Origin of the sequence: Pseudoalteromonas sp. SA25, from assembly GCF_011378705.1 — a bacterium.
Taxonomy (GTDB): domain Bacteria; phylum Pseudomonadota; class Gammaproteobacteria; order Enterobacterales; family Alteromonadaceae; genus Pseudoalteromonas; species Pseudoalteromonas arctica.
Map to the genome: position 1 here is coordinate 1 of NZ_WTKV01000021.1, position 23,708 is coordinate 23,708.

The window sequence follows — 23,708 nt, forward strand, 5'->3', positions numbered from 1 at the left end:
GCAAAGTCAGTATCTTGAATACGGCTACGTGATGCAGATACGTTCTCAGAAATATTAGCAAGGTTACTAATTGTATGACCAAAACGGTTTTGCACCGCACCCAAGTCAGCACGCTGACTATCAATCATTGCAATTGCACCATCAATTACATCTAACGCATTTTGAGAACCCGCTTGCGTTTCAATATTCATCTTACCAACATTATCTAAAGTAGATACATCACCAGTTGTATTAGCACCTAAAGTAGTATCACCAGACGTAACTGAGAATGCCTGCGTAGAGGATAACCTTACTGTACCAGCTGTCACAGCCTTATCAGCTCCACCGCCAGTTAATGTAATACCTGTAGTCGCACTTGTTGTGCCATCATAATCGACACCAGTAACAACTATTGTCCCAGCTCCAGAAGCTCCGCCCTTGAAGTCTGTTATTTCAATATCATCACCAGACTCATCTGTTAATATCATTTTCCCGGCTTCAGATACCGCAGCAGAGATACCGGTTTCACCTGAACGCTCGTTAACGGCACTTGCTATAGCAGCCATATCAGTACCCGACGAAGGGTTTGCTGAAATAACACTACCATTTAACTTAAACGAAAGTGCGCCACCGCCACTTAATGTAGATAGCTCAACTTGCGTTCTCGCATCGGCAGTTACACCTGTAGATGACTGTGCTGCATTTATTGAATCTGCAATTTCTGCAGCACTTGCACCAGCAACATTCCCAATAAGTGTATCCTCACCATTCTTACCTACTAAGGTCAAACCACCTGATGTAACACTATTTGCAGTTGCTGTAGAGGTTAATGCTGATGCTTCACCTAAGCCCGCAGATGCACCTTCAAGGTCAAAAGATTGAACACCAATATCGCTAGCAGCAATACTATTTAATGACACAGAAATAGTTTCGTTTGCATTGGCGCCCACTTGAAACTGCTTAGTACCAAAATTGCCATCTAGCAATTGTTGCCCACCAAACGATGTTGTGTCAGAGATTCGTGTCAACTCAGTTTGTAAAGCTGATACTTCTTTTTGCAGTGCATCACGGTCAGTTGCAGAGTTTGAACCATTTGCCGATTGCAGAGCAAGCTCTCGCATACGTTGTAGTATGTTAGTAGACTCATTCATTGCGCCTTCAGCGGTTTGCGCCATTGAGATACCATCGTTAGCATTTCGCTGAGCAACGGCTAAGCCATTAATTTGCGATGTTAAGCGGTTTGAAATTTGCAGGCCTGCGGCATCATCTTTTGCGCTGTTAATACGCATACCCGACGATAAGCGCTCCATTGAAGTAGCTAAGCCTTCGCCAGATTTAGTTAAGTTACGTTGTGCGTTTAGTGACGACACATTAGTATTTACTGTTAATGCCATTTTACCATCTCCTAGGTTTAAACAGAGTGTGGTTCAACACGATTTAACAGGAACCACTGTTCGATAATTTCTTAAAATAAGAAAAGCATTTACTGTGCCAACTTTAATTTATTTTTAAGATGTTGTTTTTAAATGAAAATATATAATTTATTGAATTGTAAATAAAGAGTGAAGTTGTTTAGAAAGGAGTGACAATTTTTTGCCGCTTTAAAAGTAGGTAAAGCGGCAAGGTATTTCTGCTTATAAGTAATCGAATAATGAAAGGTTAGTTAAACGGCCAAAAGTAGCTTGCGATGCTTGCAGTGCCGTTTCTTGTTTGGTTAGTTCGCTAATAGCTTCTGCCATATCAACTTCAACTAAGTTAGAGCGATTACTTTTATTTTGAATATCGAGCGCTAAGTTTGAATCGCTTACTCTTTCAAGTGCGTTCATACGTCCACCTAAACTTGCTTGGGTAAACACGACTTGCTCACTCGCGTTTTGTAATTGCACTAAGCCATCAGCAAGTACTTGCTGAAAGTCATCACCTTCAAGTGCGCCATTGTTAAGGCCGGTAATAAGTGCTTGCAGTGTATTAAGTACGTTTTCTTTATGTGGTTTTTCAAGGCTAAAATCGAGTTGACCAGGCGCACTACCCTCAAATTGAATTTTCATACCTGCAAATTCAATTGTATCATCTGTAACTTCACCAGTTTGAGGCGGGGTAAGCGACATACCATCTTGTAAAATTTCATATGTATCTGGATCGTTTGTTGTTGCACCAGCGGTTGTGACTACACTAAAAGTATTTGCTGTAGGTGAAACTGGAGTCGCTGGATCGGCATTGTATTGAGCTTGATGGAACTTATCGAACTCGGCTTGGCCATCAACATAAACAGTGCCTTTAGTAATATTATTTGCAGGTGTTGTTGTTGGTATGTCTGCTTTATTATCGAGTACATTTAGTCTGGCATCTGTTTTTTCAAACGTATCAAAGCCGTTATCACTCGCTTTAATTGATACACCTTCTGCTATAGTTATTTGGTGCTGACCTTGATCGCCTTTATAGTTATATTCACCTGATTCGAGCTGATAAGGCTGCGTGCTGTCTTGGTAGCCTGAAAATATAAATTTTCCGTCTTCTGATCGGGTATTCATTAAGTTAGCTAGCGTTTGTTGAATGCCACTAAGTTCTGATGCAAACGTTTTTAAATCGTCTTTAGTGTACACACCATTACCAGCTTGAATAGTGAGCTCTTGCGCTTGTTGAATATTACTGTTTATACTTTGTAATACGCTTTCTTCAGTTTCTAGGCGGCCATTTAGCTGGTTAATATTTTTAGTGTATTGCTCATTCGTTTGTATTTTATTTGAGTACAGCATAGCTTGGGAAATAGCAGCTGGTGCTTCTGAGGTGGTTAAATACTTTTCACCTGTTGTTACTCGCTCTTGAGCATTTGCAACACCTTGTTGGTTGTCGAGTATTTTATTTATGTTGTTTTGGTACATTAAATTATTAGATAAACGCATAATTACCTCGCCGCATTTAATAAGGTGTCAAAAATTTCTTGAGCTGCTGCTAAAACTTGTGCTGATGCTGAATATGATTGTTGAAAACGCAGTAAATTCGCGGCCTCTTCATCAAGGTTTACTCCAGATAACGACTCGTACCATGCCTCAGATTGCTGTGCTAGTGCGTCAAATGCAGCCCCACTTGTGATTGCTTGGCCAGTTATAACACCTATATCACTCACTAATCCTGAATAAGCTTGGTTGAACGTTTTATGGTTGTCGGCCGTTGCTGTTGTTTCTACATTTAAACGGACTAACTCGCCATTTTGTAAGTCAGCTAATTTTAAACCATTACGGTTATCATCAAAGCCGCCTTCGTTAAACTCAAGTGTAAATGTGTCGCCTGTTGCTGGTGTTCCTTCTATATCAAAGTCAAAACCATATGAATCATAAGGAGCGCCCAGACCTGCTAAAACATTTTTACCCGGTGGCGCTATCGTTACTGCCACATCAGTGCCACTACCATCGCTAATTAAATAATCATTGGTACCTGTAGCTTTAACAAGTGTTATTTCACCGTTTGTTAAGCCTGGTGCTGAAGTAAAACCACCGGAGGTAACACTTGTTACTTCTCCCGCTGAAATAGTAGCGGTGCCTATATTATTTAAATCGTTAGCAGTACGGATTGGCGATGCTAGTGCTAAATCTTCTGTGCGCCCTGTTGCAAGTGTAATACTTGAAGCGGCATCTGAATTAAGCTTTATTTGAAACTGATCTCCCACGTTACCTGTTTTGGTTGTATCTATATTTAATTGTAGTCCGAAAGAGTCTTTTACCGTTGCTAACACTTCTGGTGTTGTAGCTGTTGCCGCTTGATAAGGGACTGCATTTCGAATATCGTCTGCATTTATGATCCCATCAGCTGGGATATCTGCAACTGATGGATCACCTAGCGGCTCGCCTTTATTATCTACTGGTTGAATAGAAACCGATGTTGCACTGGTATAAGTAATAATAAAGTCACTAGCAGGAAGTTCACTGCCTTTACCGGGCTCTACCGTTGCAGTCATACCAGCATCACCAGTATTCGCTTGATACGCATAAGCGCCAACGGTAGGTATATTAAAAATATTACCACCTAGCTGACCTGTTGCATCCATACCCAATTTGTTTTGTTCGTTAAATGCATCAGCTATCGCTAAGCCCATTTGGCCAATTTGGTTTTGCGCAGGGACTAATATGTCATCTCTAAAAGCAAGTAAGCCGCCAATTTTTCCTTTAAGCTTGCTTACATCAACTTCAAGCGGCACTGCTTTGCCACCATTAACGTCAAGCGTGAATTCTTTAAAATTAGGATCGGGGTCGCCTGTCATCGAAAATAAGTTAAATGCACCATTTTGCATAACCACTGCTTCGCCTGTGCCCATAAAAACGAGTTTTTCGCCATTTGGACCATCAAGCGTTTCTATGTCTATTAGCTCTGATAAGTCGCGTATTGCTTTATCGCGTTCGTTATAGGTAGAGCTGGCATCTGCGGCGTTATTAGTGCCATTAACTGCCGCAATATTTTGATTTAGCGTACTAATACTTTGAATTAGTGAGTTTGCTTCATCTGAAAATATTTCGAGCTGCTCGTTCACTACACTTTTTTGATCAAGCACGATGCCCGAAAGCCTATCCATTTGATCAATTAAGCTTTGCGCATCTGTCATTACTAATGAGCGGGCAACGTTAGATGACGGCTGATTTAGCGCTTCTTGCACGTTATTAAATAAAGAGTTAATTCCGGTCGAAAGGTTGTTCGACTCTTCAGAAAAAATAGTATCAACTCTATTTGCCTCAGTAATAAACTGATCGAAAAACGATTTATTAGAGGTGTCACGATTTAGCTGTGACTGAGCAAACTCGTTTAGTAATCGGTATGTTTCGCCTCGCCCCACTTGGTTATCAACCATAGTGGTAAACTCTGTACGCTCACGCACATAGCCTACGGTATTTACATTGGCGATATTTTTACTTGTCGTTTGCAGTAGCTCCGAGCTTGCTCTAACCCCAGAACTGGCAATGTTTAATAAATTAAACGACATGTTACTCTACTCCTTGGCGGATCACGTTTGCCGCAATGTCTTTTAGCTGACTGCTATTGAGCACTTTTTTTATTTTGCTGGCATAATTTGGATCGGTTGCATAACCTGCTTTTTGTAATGAATCTAAAAAGTCGTTTGGTTTTGCTGTATTTTGTAATGCTTCTTTGTAGCGTGGGTTTTGCGTTAAAAAATCAACGAAGTCGTTCACGCTATCTTTAATTGAATCGTAGGCTCTAAAGCTGGCTTGTTTTTTAACGGGTGTGCCTTGTTCAAACTCAAGCGTTACTTTACTTGCTTTGTCACCTTCCCAGCTTTTATCTGACTTAATATTAAATAAGTTATTTGAGCTGCCACCGTCACTTTTATTAATAATGTGTTTACCCCAACCGGTTTCAAGTGCCGCTTGTGCAACCATTACTGCAGGGTTTAAACCAATTTTTTGCGCTGCAGTTTTAGCGTGTTCCCACACTGAACTTACAAACTCTTCTGCATTTTTAAATGTTGGGCTATCGGTTTTAGGCTCTGCAGTATCGACTTTAGGCTCAGCAATATCGGCTTTAGTACTCTTAACGATAAGATCGGGTTGCTTATTTTTTTGCTCATGAGGAAGCGCGGATCCGACTTGTGTATCGCTAAAAATATCGTTGGTTGTTCTAAGCACCGAGCCTGGCATAAAGTTTTTAGACTCAGGCGATAACTGCTGAACAATTAAATCGGCAAGGCCTAATGAGCCATTTGATGAAAGCTCTGTTGAAAGTTGCTGATCGTGCATTTCTTCAAAAAACTTTACGCCACTTGAATTAAATGGACTGTCTTTATCTTCAAATGCTTCGTTAGCTTTGCGCATTCCTTTGAGCAACATTTGCGTAAAAATAGCTTCAAATTGTGCGGCCGCTTTTTTGAGCGCAGCTTTGGAAGCATCAGTTGATGCATCGCCACTCGTTAAGGCTTCTTTACGAAGTGAATCTAAGTTGCCTAAATCAAAAAAGTTTTGTTTATCGAGGTGATTAGTTTCCATCGGCTTTTTGACACAAAATGAATAATGCAGTTAAAAATGCAAAAATTGAGCCACTACCGATAAAACAAGGAAGATAAAAATAATAAACTTAAGTTGCTGTAAATAAAAAGCCCTACATATAGGGCTTAAGTAATACGTTATTTATTGGCTTGGGTTATTTATATAACAACGAGCTGTCCGTTAATTGCGCCGGCTTCTTTTAGTGCTTCTAAAATAGCCATTAGGTCACCAGGCGCTGCGCCTACTTCGTTAATTGCGCGAACTAAATCGTCAAGGCTTACACCTGGATTAAATACAAAGGCGCGCGAGTCGTCTTGGTTTACATCAATAATACTTTGCTGTGTGACAACTGTATCACCGTTTGCTAGCGGGTTTGGTTGTGACACATTTTGTTGTTCTGCAATTGTTACTGTTAAGCCACCGTGAGTTATAGCCGCAGGCTGAAGCTTAACGTTTTTGCCAATGACAATGGTACCGGTGCGCGAGTTAACTATAATTTTAGCGGCCATGTCAGCTGGTTTAAATTCTAAGTTTTCGAGTGTCGATAAGTACGATACACGCTGGGATGCATCGCGTGGTGCTATAACACGAATAGAAACAGAATCTATTGCTTGTGCGCTATTTGGGCCAACTAAGTCATTAATTGTTTTTTCTAGGCGTTTTGCCGTTGTAAAGTCTGGGCGGTTTAAGTTGAAGGTAATGTAATCGCCTTGCATAAATGGGCTTTCTACAGTGCGTTCAACTGTTGCGCCATTTGGTATACGACCAACTGTAGGGGTGTTAATTACAACCTTACTACCATCAAGGCCTTGTGCGCCTAAGCCACCGACAATTAAGCTACCTTGTGCAATAGCGTACACGTTGCCATCTACACCCTTTAAAAAGGTTTGTAGTAAAGTACCGCCACGTAAACTGCCTGCACTACCAATAGAAGAAACCGTAATATCTATTGTTTGTCCGGGCTTTCTAAATGCAGGTAATTCTGCATGCACAGCAACAGCGGCAACATTTTTAATTTTAGGACTTTGAGTTGAAGGTAGCGTAATACCAAAGCTGTTCAACATGCCTCTAAAACTTTGTTGTGTGTATGAGTTTTGCTCGCCAGTACCTGGTAAACCAACCACTAAGCCATAACCAACTAATTGGTTAGAGCGTACGCCTTCAACCATAGACACATCTTTTATGCGCTCAGCACTGGCAGTAAACTGCCAACCTAATAACACAACTAAACATAAAGCTTTAAGGCTATTCATGTTGTTACCCTCTAAAATGGAAACAGCGAACTGCTAAAGAAACGTGTAAGCCAACCAGGACTTTGCGCTTCTTGCGTTTGCCCTTTACCTGAGTATTGAATACGTGCATTAGCAATACGGTTTGATTCAACCGTATTATCGGCGCTTACGTCTTGAGGGCGTACTAGCCCTTCTAAACGAATAAACTCTTCGCCGGTATTAAGCGTTAGCCATTTTTCACCGCGAATAACTAAGTTACCATTAGGTAAAACGCGCATTACATTAACCGAAATATCGCCCACTAAGCTGTTTGACTGGTTTGATTTTGAATCGCCCGTAAACGACGAATCGCTACCAATGCCAAACTGAATACTATCGCCACCTATATTTACAGGTAGACCACCTAATCCAATAACGGGGTCTAAGCTTGCGTCGGTTTCTTTGTCTGTTTCTGTTTTAGCGGCTTTTGTTGCTTGAGTAGACTCTTGCAATTTAACCGTAATTATATCGCCAGTACGTAGCGCTTTTTTATCAGAATATAAGTCGTTTGATGTATGAGTATTAAACAATGAACCTGTGGCTACCAGCGGCTCTAAAATAGGCTCAGGGTACATAGGTGCGTAGTAAGGGTCGTCCTGCACTACTTCACTATTTTGCGTAGACATACAGCCACTTAAAAATAATGTGCCCGCTGTAAATAAAATAATATTACGCATAATTCCCCCTACTCTATTAAAGCTGTTGATTGATATAACTCATCATTTCGTCAACGGCCGAAATTACTTTTGAGTTCATTTCGTAAATACGCTGAGTTTCTATTAGATTTACTAGCTCTTCAGTTACATTTACGTTTGATGTTTCGAGCGAGCCTTGAATAATGCTACCTAACCCTTCAACGCCAGGATTACCTTGTACCGGCGCACCACTTACAGCGGTTTCGGTATAAAGGTTTTGACCAATTGGCTCAAGACCCGATGGATTAATAAAATCACTAATAGTAAGCTGACCAATGACCACGTTATCGGCTTGGCCTGCAACACGTACAGATACTTCGCCGTCTTGCGAAACCGTAATTGATTGCGCGTCATCAGGTACATTCATTTCTGGCTGAATAACGTAACCTGCGCCCGATGTTACAATTCGGCCATCGCCATCGGTAGTAAACTGGCCGTTGCGCGAGTAAGCAATATTGCCATCTGGTTGCAGTACTTCAAAAAAGCCTTCACCAGAAATCATCCAATCTAGTGAGTTTTCGGTGGTCAACATGTTGCCTTGCGTAAACTCTTTTTGGTTAGCTACAACTTTAGCACCCGCACCTAACATTAAGCCCGATGGCATTTCGGTATCTTGCGATGAACGACCACCTGGTTGATTAATATTTTGATAAAGTAAATCTTCAAATATAGCGCGGCTTTTTTTGTAACCTACGGTACTCGCATTCGCTAAATTATTTGAGATAACCGATATATCGGTTTGTTGAGCGTCTAGCCCAGTTTTACTGATCCACAATGCTGGATTCATAATCGTGTCCCCATTTTAAAGTTAAACTATGCGTAATAACTGATCTTGACGCTCGTCAATTTCTTCAGCTGTTTTCATTAATTTCACTTGTAATTCAAATTGGCGCTGGTGGCTTATCATGTCGACCATTTCGTGAACAGGGTTCACATTCGACATTTCAAGCGAACCACTTAAAACTTTTACATTGGCAGAGGTATCTACAGTTACATTTGCTTTTGGTCTAAATAAACCATCGTTACCTTTTTCGAGCTGTGAGCTATTTGCTTCTACTACTCTAAGCGTGTCTATTTCTTCTAAAAAGTTAGCTGGAGCGCCTTGTGGTCGAACTTGAATAGCGCCATCTTGGCTAAACCCTATTTTTTCGACTGGGACGGGTAAAATAACAGGTCCCCCTTCGCCAATAACTTGACGACCATGGCTGGTTACGAGCATGCCTTGAGCAGTAACGTTTAACGTACCCACTTTTGTGTAAGCTTCATTACCGGAGGCATCTTGCACAGCAAGCCATGCGTTATCGCTCATCGCGATATCTAAGTCGCGCCCGGTTTGAACAATGCCACCCGATACCATGTTTGAACCCGGACGCTCTTGCATTGAAAATACACGTGTAGGCAAACCTTCGCCAAACGCTTGCATTGAACGCGCCTGCGCAAAGTCAGCTTTAAAACCCGTTGTATTTGCATTTGCCAAATTATTGGCTTTTAAAGCAAGCCCTTGTAGGCTTTGCTTAGCGCCAGAGGCCGCAATGTAGACCATTTTGTCCATAGTATCGACTCACATAAAAAATCTCTGAACTTATAAATGCAAAATAGGTGCCAGATTAAATTTGACGCAACATTGAGAGGTATTTAGAAGGGCTTACAAAGAGGACTTATAAAAAAGGCTGCAAAAATGCAGCCTAATATATTTAATGGGGTTTAGCTTATCGAATCTGCAAAATACTTTGCTGAATAGTTGAGTTAACTTCAAGCGCACGTGAGTTTGCTTGGTAATTACGCTGTGCAGTAATTAAGTCTACGAGTTCATTAGTAAGGTTTGTATTTGATTGCTCAAGCGCTGATGAGTTAATTCCACCAAATGTACCCGAACCAGCTTCACCCGCTACAGGTTCACCTGAATCAATACTTTGCTTCCAGCTTGTATCACCTACTTGTGATAACCCTTGTGAATTTGGAAAACGTACCATAGCCACTTGGCCTAGGAATGTTGAGTCACCATTACTGTAAGAAGCGACAATTTTACCGTCTGTTCCTATATCAATTCCGGCTAAACGACCAACCGTTGAGCCATCTTGATCGAGTGCTTTTACTTCAAAACCACTTGAATACTGAGTTGGGATACGTCCTGCCGTGTTATTTTCATCGCGCCAGTTAAGCTCAATACCAGTACCAGGGAAAGTTGCACCATTGTCTAGTAATGTTGATAAACCAGCGCCAGAACCCGCTGGTAGTAATATTTCATCAAAAGTAGTTGTATTTGTATTTGCCACACCACCTGTTGTTGATGGCAAACCACTTGAGTTAAAACCTAGGGTAGTCAGTGGTGTATAAGGTGTCGTTGTTTGTTCTCCACCAGTTGTGCCATCAACTACTTTGCCATCGAGTGTTGCGTATACTTCCCAACTGTTATCTGTACCACCTGCTGCGGCATCATCTTCTTTAGCAAAAAAGTATTGTAAGATGTGCGGCTCACCTAGTGAATCATATACTGTTGTTGACGTAGATGAGTTATAAGTACCACTAGACGTAGGGTCAAAATCTAGACCTGATGGATCCGCCGTTGCATCTAAGTTAAACGACAAAAATACATTTTCTGTTGCGCGAGGAGAACCAGACGAATCAGGGATTTGAATTGGATCAGTTGTGCTCAAACTTACCGACGTTGTATCACCTGTAGATGAATCAACAGGGAATGCTTGTAAAAAGTTACCTTTTGCGTCAACCATAAAGTTATCTTGGTTAAGCTTAAATGCACCCGCACGTGTATATGTTAAATCTTGCGAAGATAAATCGTCGGTCATCGCAAAATAACCTTCACCAGTGATTGCTAAATCAAGTGAGTTATTTGTAAATTGTAGTGAGCCTTGGTGAAACTGCTGCGCAACCATGGTTGTTTGCACACCGTCACCATTTTTAGTCTTACCAGAGCTAAACACTGATGAAGCGTAAACATCGGCAAACTCAGCGCGTGACTCTTTAAAACCTGTGGTATTAACGTTTGCAATATTATTTGCCGTTACGTCTAAATCTTTTTGCGCGGCAGCAAGGCCGGTTAATGCAATATTGAAGCTCATAATTCACCTCTAACCTGTTAGTCTGTGGCCTGCTAGCAGGCGAAAAATACTAAAATTTATTACGCGATTTCTGCTACATCTGTCAGCCTAACCGCACCTTCTTTAGTGTTAATAATAATGCCACTTGAGCCATTAATATTAACGCTTTCAATGTTCTTGAATGTAGCAATGGGCAAGCTTGAAAATTCGCCGTCAGTACTTCCTTCGGCGGTTACTGAGTATTCACCTTCAGGTAAACGCTCACCGGCTTCATTTTTGCCATCCCACGCAAAACGTACTGCACCTGCTGATTGAGAACCCATATCAATAGTTCTCACTAGCTGACCTGATGCATCTGTCACTTTAATTTTTAAGTTATCAACGGCTTCTTCTGCCACTGCAGAGCCTCTGGCATCACCCGTTTCATTTAAATCCAGGGTGTTTGACTCAAGTAAAGCTTGCTTGCCAACAAGTGTTGATGCTTGCAATGCTGAATTTGATGTCATAGAAGACGCTAAGCTATCAAAATTTGAATTTAAATCGCTGATGCCTTGCGCCATTGTGAAACTAGTCATTTGCGCAATCATTTGATCGTTATCCGCAGGGTTACTGGGATCCTGAAACGATAATTGCTGAGTTAACAAAGAGAAAAAGTCTTCTTGTGTTAACGCATCACTCTCATTGTCGCTGGTCGCTACTTGCGATTCTTGCCAGCGTATAGAGTCTAAATAGGATGAAGATGTACTAATATCGTTACTCATAACCTACCCTCGGTTACCGCTGCCCTAGCAACAGTGTTTTACTTAGCATTTGCTTTGCTGCATCAGCAACTTGCACGTTTGTTTGGTAAGAACGAGAGGCAGAAATCATATTTGCCATCTCCTCTACAACATTGACGTTGGGTTTATAGATATAGCCATTTTCATCCGCACTTGGATGGTTTGGGTTATATTCAATTTGTAATGGTGCATTACTTTCAACAATGCCCAAAACCTTAACACCAACTGCGGAGCCCTGTTGGTTACTTACTGATGCTGAAGCCTTTGTTAGCTCAGCCGCAAATACAGGTTGGCGCGCTCGGTACGTTTTGTCTTGAGATGAACTAATGGTATTAGCATTAGAAATATTACTAGCTGTAGTATTTAAGCGAACGTTTTGTGCGCTCATACCCGAACCTGCAATATCGAAAACATTATATAAACTCATAATTTTTATCCTTGACTACCGAGAGCTTTATTCAGGCCTTTAAATTTGCCGCTTAAAAATTGCAAGCTGGCCTGATACTCCATAGCATTCTGTGTATACAAGTTTCGTTCCACTTGTATATCAACCGAGTTACCATCACCTGTATCTGATTGATTTGGCATACGAAATGATTCTGAACTGCCCATACTATGAGTACCTCCACCAATGTGTTTATCATTAGTTCTTACCATAGTATTGCCGCTTTGCTGGGTTGACCTTGCCGCTTTTAATGCAGAGGCAAAATCAATATCTTTTGCTTTATAGCCAGGCGTATCAGCGTTAGCTATATTAGTTGCAATTAATTCAGCTCGCTGTGAACGGATCAACATGGCTTGCGGATGCACACCTAATGCTTTATCAAAACTGATAGCCATAACCTTCTCCAAAAAATTGACTTACCCATGAATAAAGCAAAAAATAAGCCATTAATATTAGGAAGTGTTATATTTTTATAAGACTATGTATCTAAATAGAAAAACGACGCTTGGTGCGTCGTTTTAGGGAAATGAATTAACTTAGTTATTTCTTTTGATAAATGATACCGGGGTTGCATCTAACCATATCAAATTCAGTACTTAGACCAGTTAGGGACTCTGACGCTCCTAAAAATAAGTACCCTTTTGGGTTTAATGCTTGTGCAAACTGATTAATAATTTTAGCTTTTATTTCAGGCGCAAAGTAAATAAGTACATTACGGCAAAAAATAATATCAAACTTGCCCATTAACGCGTAAGAATCAAGCAAATTCAGGTGCCTAAAACTAACTTGTTTTTTTATTGTATCGTTTACTTGTGCCATACCATTGCCGCTGTCTTTAAAAAACTTTTTACGACGCTCTGCAGATAACCCTCTGGCAAGTGCAAGCGCGTCATATTCTGCATTTTTACACATATCAAGCATGGTATTAGATATGTCGGTACCAATAATTTGTGCACCCATACGAAGCACACCAGGTTGCTTAGTATTAAATTCAGCTACTGACATAGCTATTGAATAGGGTTCTTGTCCTGATGAGCTGGCAGCAGACCAAATTTTTAAAGGCCTTCTTAAGTCTTTAAACTCAGGAAAAAGCTTATTTTGGAGCAACTCAAACGGGTATTGATCTCTAAACCACAACGTTTCGTTTGTGGTCATTGCATCAACCACTGCGGCTCTTAATTGCCGCTCGTGAGGCCCGAGAGTTTTACTAACCAACTCCGATAAAGATCCCACATTAAATAGAGTCATTAACGGAGCAAGTCGGCTTTTAACTAAATACTGTTTGTTTTCACCTAAAACAATGCCGCATTGCTGCTCTAAAAACGAACGAAACTGGTCGTATTCACTTTGCTGCAAATCTTTATTATTCAAGTTAGTAGCACCTATTTTTGTTAATCACAATGAACCCACTTTTTAACCGCTGTTGCTAATTCGTCTGGGTTAAATTTAGCAATAAAGTCATCTGCCCCGACTTTTTCAATCATAGCCTGGTTAAAAACACCACTCAAAGAGGTATGCAAAATAACATGCAAAGGTGCAAGTTTGGGATCTGCTTTTATTTCAGCTGTTAAGGTATAGCCGTCCATTTCTGGCATTTCAACGTCTGAGATAAGTAACGCTACTCGCTCAGTAATATCGTTTTTACAATCAAGCTCTGCTATTTCTTTTAATCTTATAAGTGCTTCTTTACCATTTTTGGCAAGCTCTGTTTGCACGCCTAACGGCTCTAGGGCACGTTTAACTTGATTACGCGCAACAGCAGAGTCGTCTGCAATAAATACGATACGTTCGCCTAAATCTTTTTGAATATCGCCGCTTTGTGCAACTTCAGCACTTACTTCTGTGTTTACTGGGCAAATTTCGTTGAGAATTTTTTCTACATCGAGAATTTCGACTAATTCATTTTCGATTTCGGTCACTGCTGTTAAATATGAATAACGTCCGGCGCCTGATGGCGGTGGCATTATTTTTTCCCAATTCATATTTACAATACGTTCAACTCCGCCCACTAAAAACCCTTGCACAGAGCGATTGTATTCAGCAATGATTATAAAGCTGTCTTTAATGTTGTCGATTGGGCGCCCACCTACAGCCATTGATAAATCAATAACCGAAATAGTTTGACCACGAATATGTGCAACACCACGAATATACGGATTAGATTTTGGCATGCTTGTTAGTGGAGGGCATTGCAGCACTTCTCTCACTTTAAATACATTAATACCAAAACGCTGACGCCCTCTGAGCTTAAATAAAAGTAATTCTAGGCGGTTCTGCCCAACCAACTGTGTGCGTTGGTTTACTGAGTCTAAAATGCCTGCCATTCAAATCTCCTAAAGAAAACAAATAATACGGAACGATAATTGCTTTCTATTTATAAAGCTACATAACATCGCGGGTGCGTCTACTTTTTGACGCAAAATATTTATACCCTGTTTTAAACCATAAGCATAGTCGAAACATTATGAGTTTGTTAAAAAAAATCAGAAGATACAGTGTTTTTTATTTTGTTACTAGCTTGTGCTTTGTATTCCCTTTGCAAGCTAAAGTGTTTAGTAAAGATTTATTACAAGACATGGCCGTTGCTTATATAGCTAAGCAGATTGGTACATTGCAAAATACTAATACTCAATTAAGTGCACTGCCTTTAGATAGTCGCATTCCTGATCGTGTCTGTAATACTGAGCTTGAATTATCAACATCCGATGAGCCACCATTTAACCGCCAAGTAACCTTACAAGCCAAGTGCAATGATGCGCAAACGTGGGCTCAATACGTTCATGTAAGAGTTGTTGAAATGGCTCCAGTTGTTGTTGCTACTGCTAATTTAACCCGCGGTGAAGTAATAACTAAATCGCATTTAAGTATTGAAATGAAACCAACTCACTTTGTACGAATACAGTACTTAGATGACCCCACAATGCTAATAGGCAGCAGAAGTAAACGAAATATTAGAAGTGGTATGCCAGTATTACTAAACCAAATTTGTATGGTGTGTAAAGGTGACTCTGTTAATATTTACGCCAACCTAAGAGGCCTTAGAATTAAGACCACTGGTATTGCTTTAGAAGACGGTACTTTGGGCGAACAGATACAAATAAAAAACAAAAAATCAGGTAAAGTTTTAAATGCGCGAGTAGATGGTGTAGAGTCTGTCCAGGTGAATATTTAATTTAGATTTATACTAAAGTATCCTACGTATATGCCGATAACATGGCATAAGTTGGGTAATATACGGGTTTATTATTATGGTTAATCAAGTTAATGGCAGTAATCAACAAGCTAATGCGTTAACAAATGCAAAGCAACAACAAGTTGATTTAAAAAAAGATAACGCAAATACACAAGCGACGCAGACTCCTTCGCCTAAAGCAGCAAGTGACTCTGTAAGCTTGACGCCGCAAGCGCAGCAATTAAAAACGCTTCAAGATAAAGCACAGCAATCGTCTGGCTTTGATAGCGATAAAGTTGCTGAGCTTAAAAAAGCAATAACCGAAGGTAAATATCAAGTGGACAGTGAAAAGCTTGCTAAAAACTTAGCTGATTTTGAGTTTAACGTGTATGGCTGATCATAATAGTTTAATTAGCGTAAAACTAAACCAACAAGTAAGTTGTTTAGACTCTTTGCACGCGCTATTAAACGACGAGCTTACTGCTATTGCCTCACGACGTGGTGCTGGTTTAAAAGAAATTACCCAACAAAAAATGTCTTTTTTAACTAAGTTAAGCACTCTAGATAAAGAGCTAAGTAAGCTAATTGCCAGTAACGATACACAAAATCCTGAAATATCTGAGCTAATAAGCCAAGTTAAAACTCAACTTGCGCAATGCCAAAAACAAAATAATGTTAATGCTCATGCTGCCCGTCAAGCGCAACTTAGTGTTAAACAATTAAAAGAGATATTAATTGGCGCACCAACGTCAATGACCTACGACCAAGCCGGTAAATCTGTAAATACCGAGAGTAAACTGGTTCGTAATTTAAAAGCTTAAGCCCAAGATTTTACATTAAAAAAGCCTTATTGATTTATCAATAAGGCTTTTTTAATGTCCTTTATTCTTAAATTTCGTCATAAATAATATCAATTTTCTTAATAATGTAAGCCCCCTTAATAAATAATTAAGAGGGCTCTATTAATATTAAATATCCGTTTGATTATTACTACTTTCAATTAAGTGTTTAATCATCTCTTCCGATTGATTTTGTACATCAACCGCAGGTGCTGCTGCATCAATGCTTCCCCCGCTTTGGGCTGGAGTATAAGCAATTGCAGAGCCTTCATCCTCAACCAGTGTATTTAGCGCTATAAGCTGCTCTGCATCTTCATCAATGATTACGTCATTAATATTAAGCGGTTTTGCACCGTTTGATCTGGTGTTGATAGACCACTCAAGTTACCTAAATCAATCGTGTCAGTACTTAATACGTTGTTGCTTGAAAGCAGGTAAAACCTTTGTTATTGAACGATCTAAAATAAGTGGCAATAAAATACATCTGTTGAGCACTACGCAATCTGCTTAAAAATTAATCCTAACAACAGCATAGCACTCAATATAAGAGGATAAGATATTTTGAATAACTTTTTTAATGATTAGTAATAAGTTACTTTTTTAACTTCGCGTGGCTTTACTTCACCTATGTATAAATCGTGCACACGCTTCATATTAAGCTCAAGCTCGGTCACGTAAGTGTCATCTACTGCGTAAGTTTTAATTATTTGTGCACCTTTAATAAGCCCCTGCACTTTACTTTCTAAGTAATCGTCTTGAGCAATTGAACCTTCCACCGTTGTTCCGGCGGTAATTTTTTGCCCATATACTTGCTCAGTAAGCTCGCGGTAAGCCTCAAGCTTAGAAGCCTTAATTGCCATAAGTTGTTTTTGCGACGCGTTAGCGCCTTTTTGCAAGCTAATAGGTGCATACCCTATCGCTTTTAAAACGGGGTAATTATTTGGCTCTACATATTTATATTCAACATGCTTATCAAAAACGCTGCTACAACCACCTAAGGTTAAACACCCAAGTGTAATAAGTAATGAAATTGCTCGCATAGCATTTAGCCCTTGTATAGTAATTAGCAGTACATATGCACGTTTAATGCCATTTATAGCATTACTAATAATTACCAAATAACATTGGTACAGTCCTTGCTATACCTGGTTAATAGCTAACGTTTAATTGGAGTAAAAGTATGAAGTCGTTTTTATCATTGGCATTTGCAGGGTTAAGTGCAACGGCATTATTAACTTTCTCCCCTTTTACTAAAGCGCAGTGGTATGAATCAACAGGCCATGCGAACGTTCAAAATGGTGATACGAGCGCAGCTAAATCTGCCGCTATAAAAGATGCGATTACACAAGCGCTAGTGTTCTCTGGCGCACGGGTTAGCTCTGTACAAACCCTGGTAGATGGCGTGTTAATGCAAGATCAGCTAAAAATTAGCAGCCACGGCGAAATTCAAAAAATTGAACTGATCAGCGAAAATAAATACGACAATAAATTTGCCGTTACATTACGACTCGATATTTTTTCTCAAACAGAGCAATGCCCACAAAATAGTTTTAATAAGTTTGTGGCCGTTACACAAAGCCAACTTGTTCATCGTGAACACGCCAAAATGGGTCAAATATTTGACGTAAGCAAAGCGATTAGCAAAAATATTTTTACTTCCCTGCAAAAATCAAAAATGAGCGCAGTACCTATTGCTTACTATAATAATGCAATAAGCGTTGATAAATACTTTTCGCAGCAGCACGACTATTCAAATGCCCAATTAGAAGAAATATCTTCGCGCAGTAACGCTCAATATGTTCTGCTTAGCCAAATAACCAGCCTTTCGACTAGCGACAAACTCAATAACGATTATGCATTTTGGCAAGACGAGGCGTATGAGCGCAGTTACAACATTGAGTTTGCACTGTTTGATGGCACTACCTATGAGCAACTTTGGCAAAATAGTTACCATACTCAAGCAATTTGGCCATTTGAAAAAACAACCATAGTTGATGTTAATAGTGATAGATTTTGGCAATCGCCTTATGGGCAAAGCATAACCGATATCAACCAAGCAGTAAGTTATGACATTCAAGCAGCCATGGCGTGTTTACCTACTCAAGGTAAAATAATGCATATGGAAAATAGCAAAATCGTTATTAACTTGGGTAAAGCTCATGGGTTAAAAAAAGGCCAAATGCTAAGCATTGCGCACCATAACTATTTAACCGACGCGGCAGGTAATGTTATGCCGCACACCATCACCACGCTTAATAAAATTCGCGTAGAGCAGCTTTATCAGCAAACCGCAGTAGCAGTCAGTATTGATGACAAACCGCTACCTGGCGTGCAAATTAACGATGTAGTAGAAATAATCAGCCAAGATCTTTAGAGTTTTTTACTCAATTTAGCTTTTAAATTAGGGTGAGCCGATAACCACTCGCCCAATTGTTCTACACCTGATAAATGCGGATAATGCTTTCTGCATGCAAACACCACATTACGCTGCTGATTAGGGAATATAGGCAAGTAATCAATCCCTACACGGTCGGTACATGCCAACTTTGGTACAAATGTAATACCGTCATCCATAGCCACTAACGCTAATAATGTTTCTAAACTATTACCTTTATACTGGTTAGATACATCGACTCCTGCAGAAAAACAAAACTTTTGGGCTTGATCTTTAAAGCAATGGCCATCACTTAACATTAATAGGCTGCATCCTTGAAGATCGCTCAGCGCTACTTTTTTATGCTTAGACAGCGCGTTATCGTGTGATACCGCCACTAAAAAATCTTCTTTGTATAAAGCAACCGTATGGTAATTAATAAGCTCTGGCACATCGGCTAAAATAGCAAAGTCGAGTTCACCCTTGTTTAAAGCTTCTAAAATTGTTGCTGTTTGCATCTCAATAAACGAAAACTGGCTATCAATAAATGCCGCTTTCATCGATGTTAGTAACGCAGGCAACAAGTAAGGCGCAATGGTAGGAATAATACCAATAGTTAATTTACCTTGTAGAGGCTCGTTAGAAGTAGCAGCAAGTTCTTTGAGTATTTGCGTTTGCTCTAAAATAATCTCTATTTGCGTCAACAAACGTTCACCTTTTGCTGTTAAGGTAACTTGCTTGGTTGAGCGATCAAACAAAGTAACGCCAAGCTCATTTTCGAGTTTTTTTACTTGACCACTTAATGTAGGCTGGCTTACAAAACATGCATCGGCAGCTTTGCGAAAATGTTTATATTGCGCTATTGCTTTTACATATTCAAAATCTTTTAAGTTCATATTCAGCTCTACGTGATAGTTTATAACTATCAGTTTAATACAAACAAACGATTGGAACTATATTTAATTATTCACCATAATGGCTATCAACAAATCAAGAGGAACAAAAATTATGTTAAACAATATCGAAGGTCAAACAATCCCAAGTGTTACATTTGCAACTCGTCAAAATAACGATTGGAAATCAGTAACAACAGATGACATTTTTAAAGGTAAAACTGTTGTAGTGTTTTCACTACCAGGTGCATTCACACCAACATGTTCATCAACTCACTTACCACGTTACAACGAATTAGCAGGCGTACTTAAGCAAAACGGCGTTGACGAAATTGTATGTTTATCAGTAAACGATACCTTTGTAATGAACGCATGGGCTGAACATCAAGAAGCGCAAAACATTACTTTATTACCAGACGGCAACGGCGAATTTACTGACGGCATGGGCATGTTAGTAGACAAGAACGACCTAGGCTTTGGTAAGCGCAGCTGGAGATACTCTATGCTTGTTAAAGATGGCGTGATTGACAAAATGTTCATCGAACCAGATTTACCAGGTGACCCGTTTGAAGTATCTGACGCAGACACAATGCTTGATTACATCAACCCTAAGCAAGCTAAACCAGAACCAGTAAGCATCTTTACTAAACCAGGCTGTCCTTTCTGTAAAAAAGCAAAAGAGCTTCTTGCAGAAAAAGGCTTCGCATATGAAGAGATTGTTATGGGTGCAGGCGCATCACTAACAAGTCTAAAAGCTGTATCTGGTCGTGACACTGTTCCACAAATTTTCATTGGTGGTAAACACATCGGTGGTTCAGACGACTTAGAAAAATACTTTGCTTAATTAATAAGTAAATTAAATACCTAACGTTAGTAGGTAAAAAATAGGGGCTTTTATGCCCCTATTTATTAGAGGAAAAAATACTATGAAAGAATTGCAAACCGATGTTGTTGTTATAGGCGCAGGCACTGCTGGTTTAAGTGCTTATCGTAATGCTAAACAGTTCACACAAAATGTATTAATGATCGAATCAGGCCCATACGGCACCACATGTGCACGTGTTGGTTGTATGCCAAGCAAGTTATTGATTGCAGCCGCAGAAGCTGCACACGCAATTGAAATGGCACCTGCATTTGGTGTTCATAGCTCAAAGCCTGTCATTGATGGCAAAGCAGTTATGGCACGCGTTAAAAGTGAACGAGATCGTTTTGCAGGATTCGTAGTAGAAGCCGTAGATGAATTACCAGATGGTGATAAAATTCGTGGTTACGCTAAATTTTTAGACACAAACCGCGTACAAATAGACGACCACACAATTATTACAGCAAAACGCTTTGTAATTGCTACCGGTTCACGCCCTTCGTACCCTGGCGTATTTAATAACTTTGGCGACAAACTTATTATAAACGACGACGTATTTGATTGGGATGATCTACCAGAATCAGTCGCTGTATTTGGCCCTGGTGTAATAGGTCTTGAAATTGGCCAAGCACTTAGCCGACTAGGCGTAAATGTAAAACTATTTGGTGTAGGCGGCGCAATTGGCCCACTTACAGATCCAGTCGTAAAAGACTACGCAAATACTGTTTTTGCTGAAGAATTTTTTGTAGATACCGACTCAAACGTATCTGACATGATGCAAGTTGGCGACAAAGCACAGCTAACTTACACCGACAAACAAGGTGAAAAACACACCGAACAGTTTGACTACGTACTTGCAGCCACAGGCCGAGTACCTAACGTAGATAAACTAGGCCTTGAAAACACAGGCATTGAACTTGATGAACGCGGCGTACCGCACGCAGACACACATACAATGCAGTGTGGTGAGTCAAATATATTTATAGCAGGCGATGCGAGTAACATGCTCCCATTGTTACACGAAGCATCAGACCAAGGTGCTATTGCAGGTCAAAATGCCGGGCGCTTCCCAGATGTACGTATAGGTCTGCGCAGAGCTAAAATTGCAGCTGTATTTAGCGACCCACAAATAGCAATGGTAGGCGAAAGCTACAAGCAAATTACTGACCGATTAGGCCCATGCGGTTGTTTTGAAGTAGGCGAAGTCAGCTTTGAAAACCAAGGCCGTAGCCGAGTAATGCTTAAAAACAAAGGTCATATGCGTGTATATGCGGAGCAAGGCACAGGCTTATTTTTAGGTGCAGAATTTATTGGCCCACAAGCCGAACACATCGCTCACTTACTAGCATGGGCTGTACAAAACAAAATGACCGTACCAGAAATGCTTGATATGCCATTTTACCACCCAGTAATTGAAGAAGGGTTACGTACCGCCCTTCGCGACTTAAATGCCAAACTTAAATTTGGCCCAGACATTGTAAATTCATGTATGGAATGTGGTCCAGGCGCATAACCTATTTACTACACATACAAACTTGCTAAGTAAAAGCCAAAACTAACGTTTTGGCTTTTTTTTATAATTTTTTTAAGCTGACCTCTCAAAAAAAAATTTAGCTGTTACACTTAATTGATAATTCAATTAAAAAGATGGAATAGCTATGCCCAATAATAAATTTAGACTAGTCACTCGCAGCGATTTTGATGGCTTAGTTTGTGCCGTATTGCTTAAAGACTTAGACCTAATTGACGATATTTTATTTGTTCATCCAAAAGACATGCAAGATGGCAAAATAGACATTACCGAAAACGACATTACGACCAACCTCCCCTACGTTGCAGGTTGTCACATCGCATTCGATCATCACCTTAGCGAAACCGTTCGTAACTCTAGCGACATAAAAAATCATATTATTGATCCAGAAGCCCCATCAGCAGCTCGCGTAGTTTATGACTATTATGGCGGCGCTGAAAAACTTTCAAATATTTCTGTTGAAATGATGGACGCGGTAGATAAAGGCGATGCTGCTCAGTTTTCAAAAGACGAAATATTAAACCCAACCGATTGGGTATTAATGAACTTTATTATGGATGCTCGAACTGGCCTTGGTCGTTTTCGCGAGTTTAAAATTTCAAATTACCAATTAATGATGAAACTGATTGATGCGTGTAAAGATCAAAGCATCGAAGAAATCCTACAAATGGAAGACGTAGCCGAGCGTGTTGCTTTATATAACGAGCATAACGAAAAAGCTAAAGAGCAAATTTCTCAATGCGCTACCGTTCATAAAAACTTAGTGGTTCTTGATTTAACTCAAGAAGAAACTATTTACGCCACAAACCGATTTGTTATTTATGCAATGTACCCCGACTGCAATATCTCGATTCATAAAATGTGGGGCCTTAAAAAACAAAACGTAGTGTATGCCGTTGGTAAATCAATCACTAACCGCAGCTCAAACACGAATGTTGGCGAACTGTGCCTTAAATACGGCGGTGGTGGTCATTTAAATGCAGGTACTTGCCAAGTAGAAACAAGTAAATCTGAAGCAGTGCTTAGTGAGTTAATCGATACGATTACAAGTGATGGCTAATATTAACTTACAATAACCAGAGTCATATAATAGCTCTGGTTATTTTAGTAGAGTGAGCTTTAATCGCTCTCCTTTTCATATAAATTTCTGTAATAATAAAAGAAATAATGACCTCATGTTAGATACTAAAAACTTCGAAAAAACACTTTATCAAGATACCAAAAAAGCGTTTAAAAACATTATACAAAAATACGGTAACGATCTTTATGTAATGGGCTTTTACCACACAGGTAGCTACTCACTACTTCCAATGTTTAATACCTTATCGGATTTAAAAAAAGTATTTGAAGAAGAGTACGGCAATGATGTAAGTAGTTTCTACATGGCTAAATGGAATCCAGAAGACTACCCCACGTTTGAGGATTATTCCGAATACTTTGATGAAACAACTCTAGAGTGTCAAAAACTAGAAAACAGCATTGATTTGTTTCAATCAGATATAGAAGCAATGGATAATTGGCATCAATGGCTTACAACCATGGAGAAAGTGCTCATACAATTAGATACCGAAGGAATATTTTCAAATGGTATCGAACGCGAAAAAATTACTTTAGCAATACTCGCCTATGATGAAGAAGAAAGTATTCAATTTAAAAGAATCAAACGACTTAACCCACCAGCTGTTCTAGCACAAATTCAAACTGACTTTGAAGCCATGATTACAGAGCGTGAAAAATGCGAGCAAGAAGCTTTAAACGCCTTCAATTAAAAAGTGCAACACTACTACATATACGCTATACACAAAGTATAAGGGAGGGA

At 39.7% G+C, this 23,708-nt stretch carries 24 protein-coding genes; 8 read left to right on the forward strand and 16 right to left on the reverse strand.

Annotation, left to right across the window (positions count from 1 at the left end; genetic code table 11):
• The 14 genes from GQR45_RS21525 to GQR45_RS15995 form a co-directional block, all read right to left on the reverse strand.
• Positions 1-1,373, reverse strand: a 1,373-nt coding sequence (locus tag GQR45_RS21525; protein WP_165726466.1) for a flagellin, incomplete at its 3' end; no start/stop codon positions are given.
• 240 nt (positions 1,374-1,613) lie between these two features.
• A complete protein-coding gene (gene flgL, locus GQR45_RS15935) occupies positions 1,614-2,882 on the reverse strand; it encodes a flagellar hook-associated protein FlgL (RefSeq protein WP_165726467.1) in 1,269 nt (422 codons plus the stop codon).
• Between the two features lie 2 nt (positions 2,883-2,884).
• A complete protein-coding gene (gene flgK, locus GQR45_RS15940) occupies positions 2,885-4,951 on the reverse strand; it encodes a flagellar hook-associated protein FlgK (protein WP_165726468.1) in 2,067 nt (688 codons plus the stop codon).
• A gap of 1 nt (position 4,952) precedes the next feature.
• Positions 4,953-5,969 (reverse strand): flagellar assembly peptidoglycan hydrolase FlgJ, encoded by a 1,017-nt coding sequence (gene flgJ, locus GQR45_RS15945; RefSeq protein ID WP_007581865.1) that lies wholly within the window; start codon positions 5,967-5,969, stop codon positions 4,953-4,955.
• Between the two features lie 158 nt (positions 5,970-6,127).
• Positions 6,128-7,222, reverse strand: a complete 1,095-nt coding sequence (locus GQR45_RS15950) for a flagellar basal body P-ring protein FlgI (protein ID WP_024592771.1) — start codon at positions 7,220-7,222, stop codon at positions 6,128-6,130.
• 11 nt (positions 7,223-7,233) lie between these two features.
• Positions 7,234-7,917 carry a flagellar basal body L-ring protein FlgH gene (flgH, locus tag GQR45_RS15955; protein WP_010553251.1) on the reverse strand — a complete coding sequence of 228 codons (684 nt, stop codon included), beginning with the start codon at positions 7,915-7,917 and terminating at the stop codon, positions 7,234-7,236.
• 16 nt (positions 7,918-7,933) lie between these two features.
• On the reverse strand, positions 7,934-8,722 hold the full coding sequence (flgG, locus tag GQR45_RS15960; RefSeq protein WP_002959420.1) for a flagellar basal-body rod protein FlgG: 789 nt from the start codon (positions 8,720-8,722) through the stop codon (positions 7,934-7,936).
• A 21-nt stretch (positions 8,723-8,743) separates the two neighbouring features.
• A complete protein-coding gene (locus GQR45_RS15965) occupies positions 8,744-9,487 on the reverse strand; it encodes a flagellar basal body rod protein FlgF (RefSeq protein WP_007581863.1) in 744 nt (247 codons plus the stop codon).
• Between the two features lie 157 nt (positions 9,488-9,644).
• A complete protein-coding gene (gene flgE, locus GQR45_RS15970) occupies positions 9,645-11,015 on the reverse strand; it encodes a flagellar hook protein FlgE (RefSeq protein WP_007581862.1) in 1,371 nt (456 codons plus the stop codon).
• A 59-nt stretch (positions 11,016-11,074) separates the two neighbouring features.
• Positions 11,075-11,755, reverse strand: a complete 681-nt coding sequence (locus tag GQR45_RS15975; protein WP_007581861.1) for a flagellar hook assembly protein FlgD — start codon at positions 11,753-11,755, stop codon at positions 11,075-11,077.
• A 13-nt stretch (positions 11,756-11,768) separates the two neighbouring features.
• Positions 11,769-12,200, reverse strand: a complete 432-nt coding sequence (flgC, locus tag GQR45_RS15980; RefSeq protein ID WP_007581860.1) for a flagellar basal body rod protein FlgC — start codon at positions 12,198-12,200, stop codon at positions 11,769-11,771.
• Positions 12,201-12,205: 5 nt separating this feature from the next.
• A complete protein-coding gene (flgB, locus tag GQR45_RS15985; protein ID WP_149591732.1) occupies positions 12,206-12,613 on the reverse strand; it encodes a flagellar basal body rod protein FlgB in 408 nt (135 codons plus the stop codon).
• A gap of 145 nt (positions 12,614-12,758) precedes the next feature.
• Positions 12,759-13,589, reverse strand: a complete 831-nt coding sequence (locus GQR45_RS15990) for a protein-glutamate O-methyltransferase CheR (RefSeq protein WP_165726469.1) — start codon at positions 13,587-13,589, stop codon at positions 12,759-12,761.
• A 20-nt stretch (positions 13,590-13,609) separates the two neighbouring features.
• Positions 13,610-14,542: a chemotaxis protein CheV gene (locus GQR45_RS15995; protein ID WP_007581858.1), complete on the reverse strand. Its 933-nt coding sequence runs from the start codon at positions 14,540-14,542 to the stop codon at positions 13,610-13,612.
• A 140-nt stretch (positions 14,543-14,682) separates the two neighbouring features.
• On the opposite strand from GQR45_RS15995, the gene flgA reads away from it, so the two are divergent.
• The 3 genes from flgA (at position 14,683) to GQR45_RS16010 (ending at position 16,211) form a co-directional block, all read left to right on the forward strand.
• Positions 14,683-15,390 (forward strand): flagellar basal body P-ring formation chaperone FlgA, encoded by a 708-nt coding sequence (flgA, locus tag GQR45_RS16000; RefSeq protein ID WP_007581857.1) that lies wholly within the window; start codon positions 14,683-14,685, stop codon positions 15,388-15,390.
• A gap of 76 nt (positions 15,391-15,466) precedes the next feature.
• The gene (flgM, locus tag GQR45_RS16005) at positions 15,467-15,787 is read left to right on the forward strand and encodes a flagellar biosynthesis anti-sigma factor FlgM (protein ID WP_007581856.1); all 321 of its coding nucleotides are present in this window, start codon (positions 15,467-15,469) and stop codon (positions 15,785-15,787) included.
• Positions 15,780-16,211 (forward strand): flagellar protein FlgN, encoded by a 432-nt coding sequence (locus tag GQR45_RS16010; RefSeq protein WP_165726470.1) that lies wholly within the window; start codon positions 15,780-15,782, stop codon positions 16,209-16,211. Before flgM ends, GQR45_RS16010 begins: the two co-directional genes overlap by 8 nt.
• A 599-nt stretch (positions 16,212-16,810) precedes the next feature.
• Here the strand turns inward: GQR45_RS16010 and GQR45_RS16015 are convergent.
• Positions 16,811-17,269 carry an LPP20 family lipoprotein gene (locus tag GQR45_RS16015; RefSeq protein ID WP_008168853.1) on the reverse strand — a complete coding sequence of 153 codons (459 nt, stop codon included), beginning with the start codon at positions 17,267-17,269 and terminating at the stop codon, positions 16,811-16,813.
• Positions 17,270-17,409: 140 nt separating this feature from the next.
• On the opposite strand from GQR45_RS16015, the gene GQR45_RS16020 reads away from it, so the two are divergent.
• Complete coding sequence (locus GQR45_RS16020) at positions 17,410-18,603, forward strand: flagellar assembly protein FlgT (RefSeq protein WP_165726471.1); 1,194 nt, start codon at positions 17,410-17,412, stop codon at positions 18,601-18,603.
• Here the strand turns inward: GQR45_RS16020 and GQR45_RS16025 are convergent.
• Positions 18,600-19,499, reverse strand: a complete 900-nt coding sequence (locus tag GQR45_RS16025; RefSeq protein WP_010553232.1) for a LysR substrate-binding domain-containing protein — start codon at positions 19,497-19,499, stop codon at positions 18,600-18,602. The two genes, GQR45_RS16020 and GQR45_RS16025, sit on opposite strands and share 4 nt — an antisense overlap.
• A 112-nt stretch (positions 19,500-19,611) precedes the next feature.
• Here GQR45_RS16025 and GQR45_RS16030 point away from each other — a divergent pair, with 112 nt between their 5' ends.
• The 4 genes from GQR45_RS16030 to GQR45_RS16045 all read left to right on the forward strand — a co-directional run bounded on the left by GQR45_RS16030 (position 19,612) and on the right by GQR45_RS16045 (position 23,658).
• Entirely contained in the window at positions 19,612-20,340 is a 729-nt protein-coding gene (locus GQR45_RS16030) for a glutathione peroxidase (protein ID WP_010553231.1), read from the forward strand.
• 82 nt (positions 20,341-20,422) lie between these two features.
• The gene (locus tag GQR45_RS16035; protein WP_024593171.1) at positions 20,423-21,871 is read left to right on the forward strand and encodes a dihydrolipoyl dehydrogenase; all 1,449 of its coding nucleotides are present in this window, start codon (positions 20,423-20,425) and stop codon (positions 21,869-21,871) included.
• Between the two features lie 145 nt (positions 21,872-22,016).
• Positions 22,017-22,949, forward strand: coding sequence for an exopolyphosphatase (locus GQR45_RS16040; protein ID WP_165726472.1), 933 nt, complete (start codon positions 22,017-22,019; stop codon positions 22,947-22,949).
• 115 nt (positions 22,950-23,064) lie between these two features.
• On the forward strand, positions 23,065-23,658 hold the full coding sequence (locus GQR45_RS16045) for a DUF4303 domain-containing protein (RefSeq protein WP_165726473.1): 594 nt from the start codon (positions 23,065-23,067) through the stop codon (positions 23,656-23,658).
• Positions 23,659-23,708 lie beyond the last annotated feature (50 nt).

Coding starts and splice junctions, on each gene's coding strand:
- GQR45_RS15975 (WP_007581861.1), bottom strand. CDS start 11,755: ATGAGTAACGATATTAGTACATCTTCATCCTATTTAGACTCTATACGC.
- GQR45_RS16025 (WP_010553232.1), bottom strand. CDS start 19,499: ATGAACTTAAAAGATTTTGAATATGTAAAAGCAATAGCGCAATATAAA.
- flgM (WP_007581856.1), top strand. CDS start 15,467: ATGGTTAATCAAGTTAATGGCAGTAATCAACAAGCTAATGCGTTAACA.
- flgB (WP_149591732.1), bottom strand. CDS start 12,613: ATGGCTATCAGTTTTGATAAAGCATTAGGTGTGCATCCGCAAGCCATG.
- GQR45_RS15950 (WP_024592771.1), bottom strand. CDS start 7,222: ATGAATAGCCTTAAAGCTTTATGTTTAGTTGTGTTATTAGGTTGGCAG.
- GQR45_RS16040 (WP_165726472.1), top strand. CDS start 22,017: ATGCCCAATAATAAATTTAGACTAGTCACTCGCAGCGATTTTGATGGC.
- flgH (WP_010553251.1), bottom strand. CDS start 7,917: ATGCGTAATATTATTTTATTTACAGCGGGCACATTATTTTTAAGTGGC.
- GQR45_RS16045 (WP_165726473.1), top strand. CDS start 23,065: ATGTTAGATACTAAAAACTTCGAAAAAACACTTTATCAAGATACCAAA.
- flgE (WP_007581862.1), bottom strand. CDS start 11,015: ATGAGCTTCAATATTGCATTAACCGGCCTTGCTGCCGCGCAAAAAGAT.
- flgG (WP_002959420.1), bottom strand. CDS start 8,722: ATGAATCCAGCATTGTGGATCAGTAAAACTGGGCTAGACGCTCAACAA.
- GQR45_RS16010 (WP_165726470.1), top strand. CDS start 15,780: ATGGCTGATCATAATAGTTTAATTAGCGTAAAACTAAACCAACAAGTA.
- GQR45_RS15965 (WP_007581863.1), bottom strand. CDS start 9,487: ATGGACAAAATGGTCTACATTGCGGCCTCTGGCGCTAAGCAAAGCCTA.
- GQR45_RS16035 (WP_024593171.1), top strand. CDS start 20,423: ATGAAAGAATTGCAAACCGATGTTGTTGTTATAGGCGCAGGCACTGCT.
- flgJ (WP_007581865.1), bottom strand. CDS start 5,969: ATGGAAACTAATCACCTCGATAAACAAAACTTTTTTGATTTAGGCAAC.
- flgC (WP_007581860.1), bottom strand. CDS start 12,200: ATGAGTTTATATAATGTTTTCGATATTGCAGGTTCGGGTATGAGCGCA.
- flgL (WP_165726467.1), bottom strand. CDS start 2,882: ATGCGTTTATCTAATAATTTAATGTACCAAAACAACATAAATAAAATA.
- GQR45_RS15995 (WP_007581858.1), bottom strand. CDS start 14,542: ATGGCAGGCATTTTAGACTCAGTAAACCAACGCACACAGTTGGTTGGG.
- flgA (WP_007581857.1), top strand. CDS start 14,683: ATGAGTTTGTTAAAAAAAATCAGAAGATACAGTGTTTTTTATTTTGTT.
- GQR45_RS16030 (WP_010553231.1), top strand. CDS start 19,612: ATGTTAAACAATATCGAAGGTCAAACAATCCCAAGTGTTACATTTGCA.
- flgK (WP_165726468.1), bottom strand. CDS start 4,951: ATGTCGTTTAATTTATTAAACATTGCCAGTTCTGGGGTTAGAGCAAGC.
- GQR45_RS16015 (WP_008168853.1), bottom strand. CDS start 17,269: ATGCGAGCAATTTCATTACTTATTACACTTGGGTGTTTAACCTTAGGT.
- GQR45_RS16020 (WP_165726471.1), top strand. CDS start 17,410: ATGAAGTCGTTTTTATCATTGGCATTTGCAGGGTTAAGTGCAACGGCA.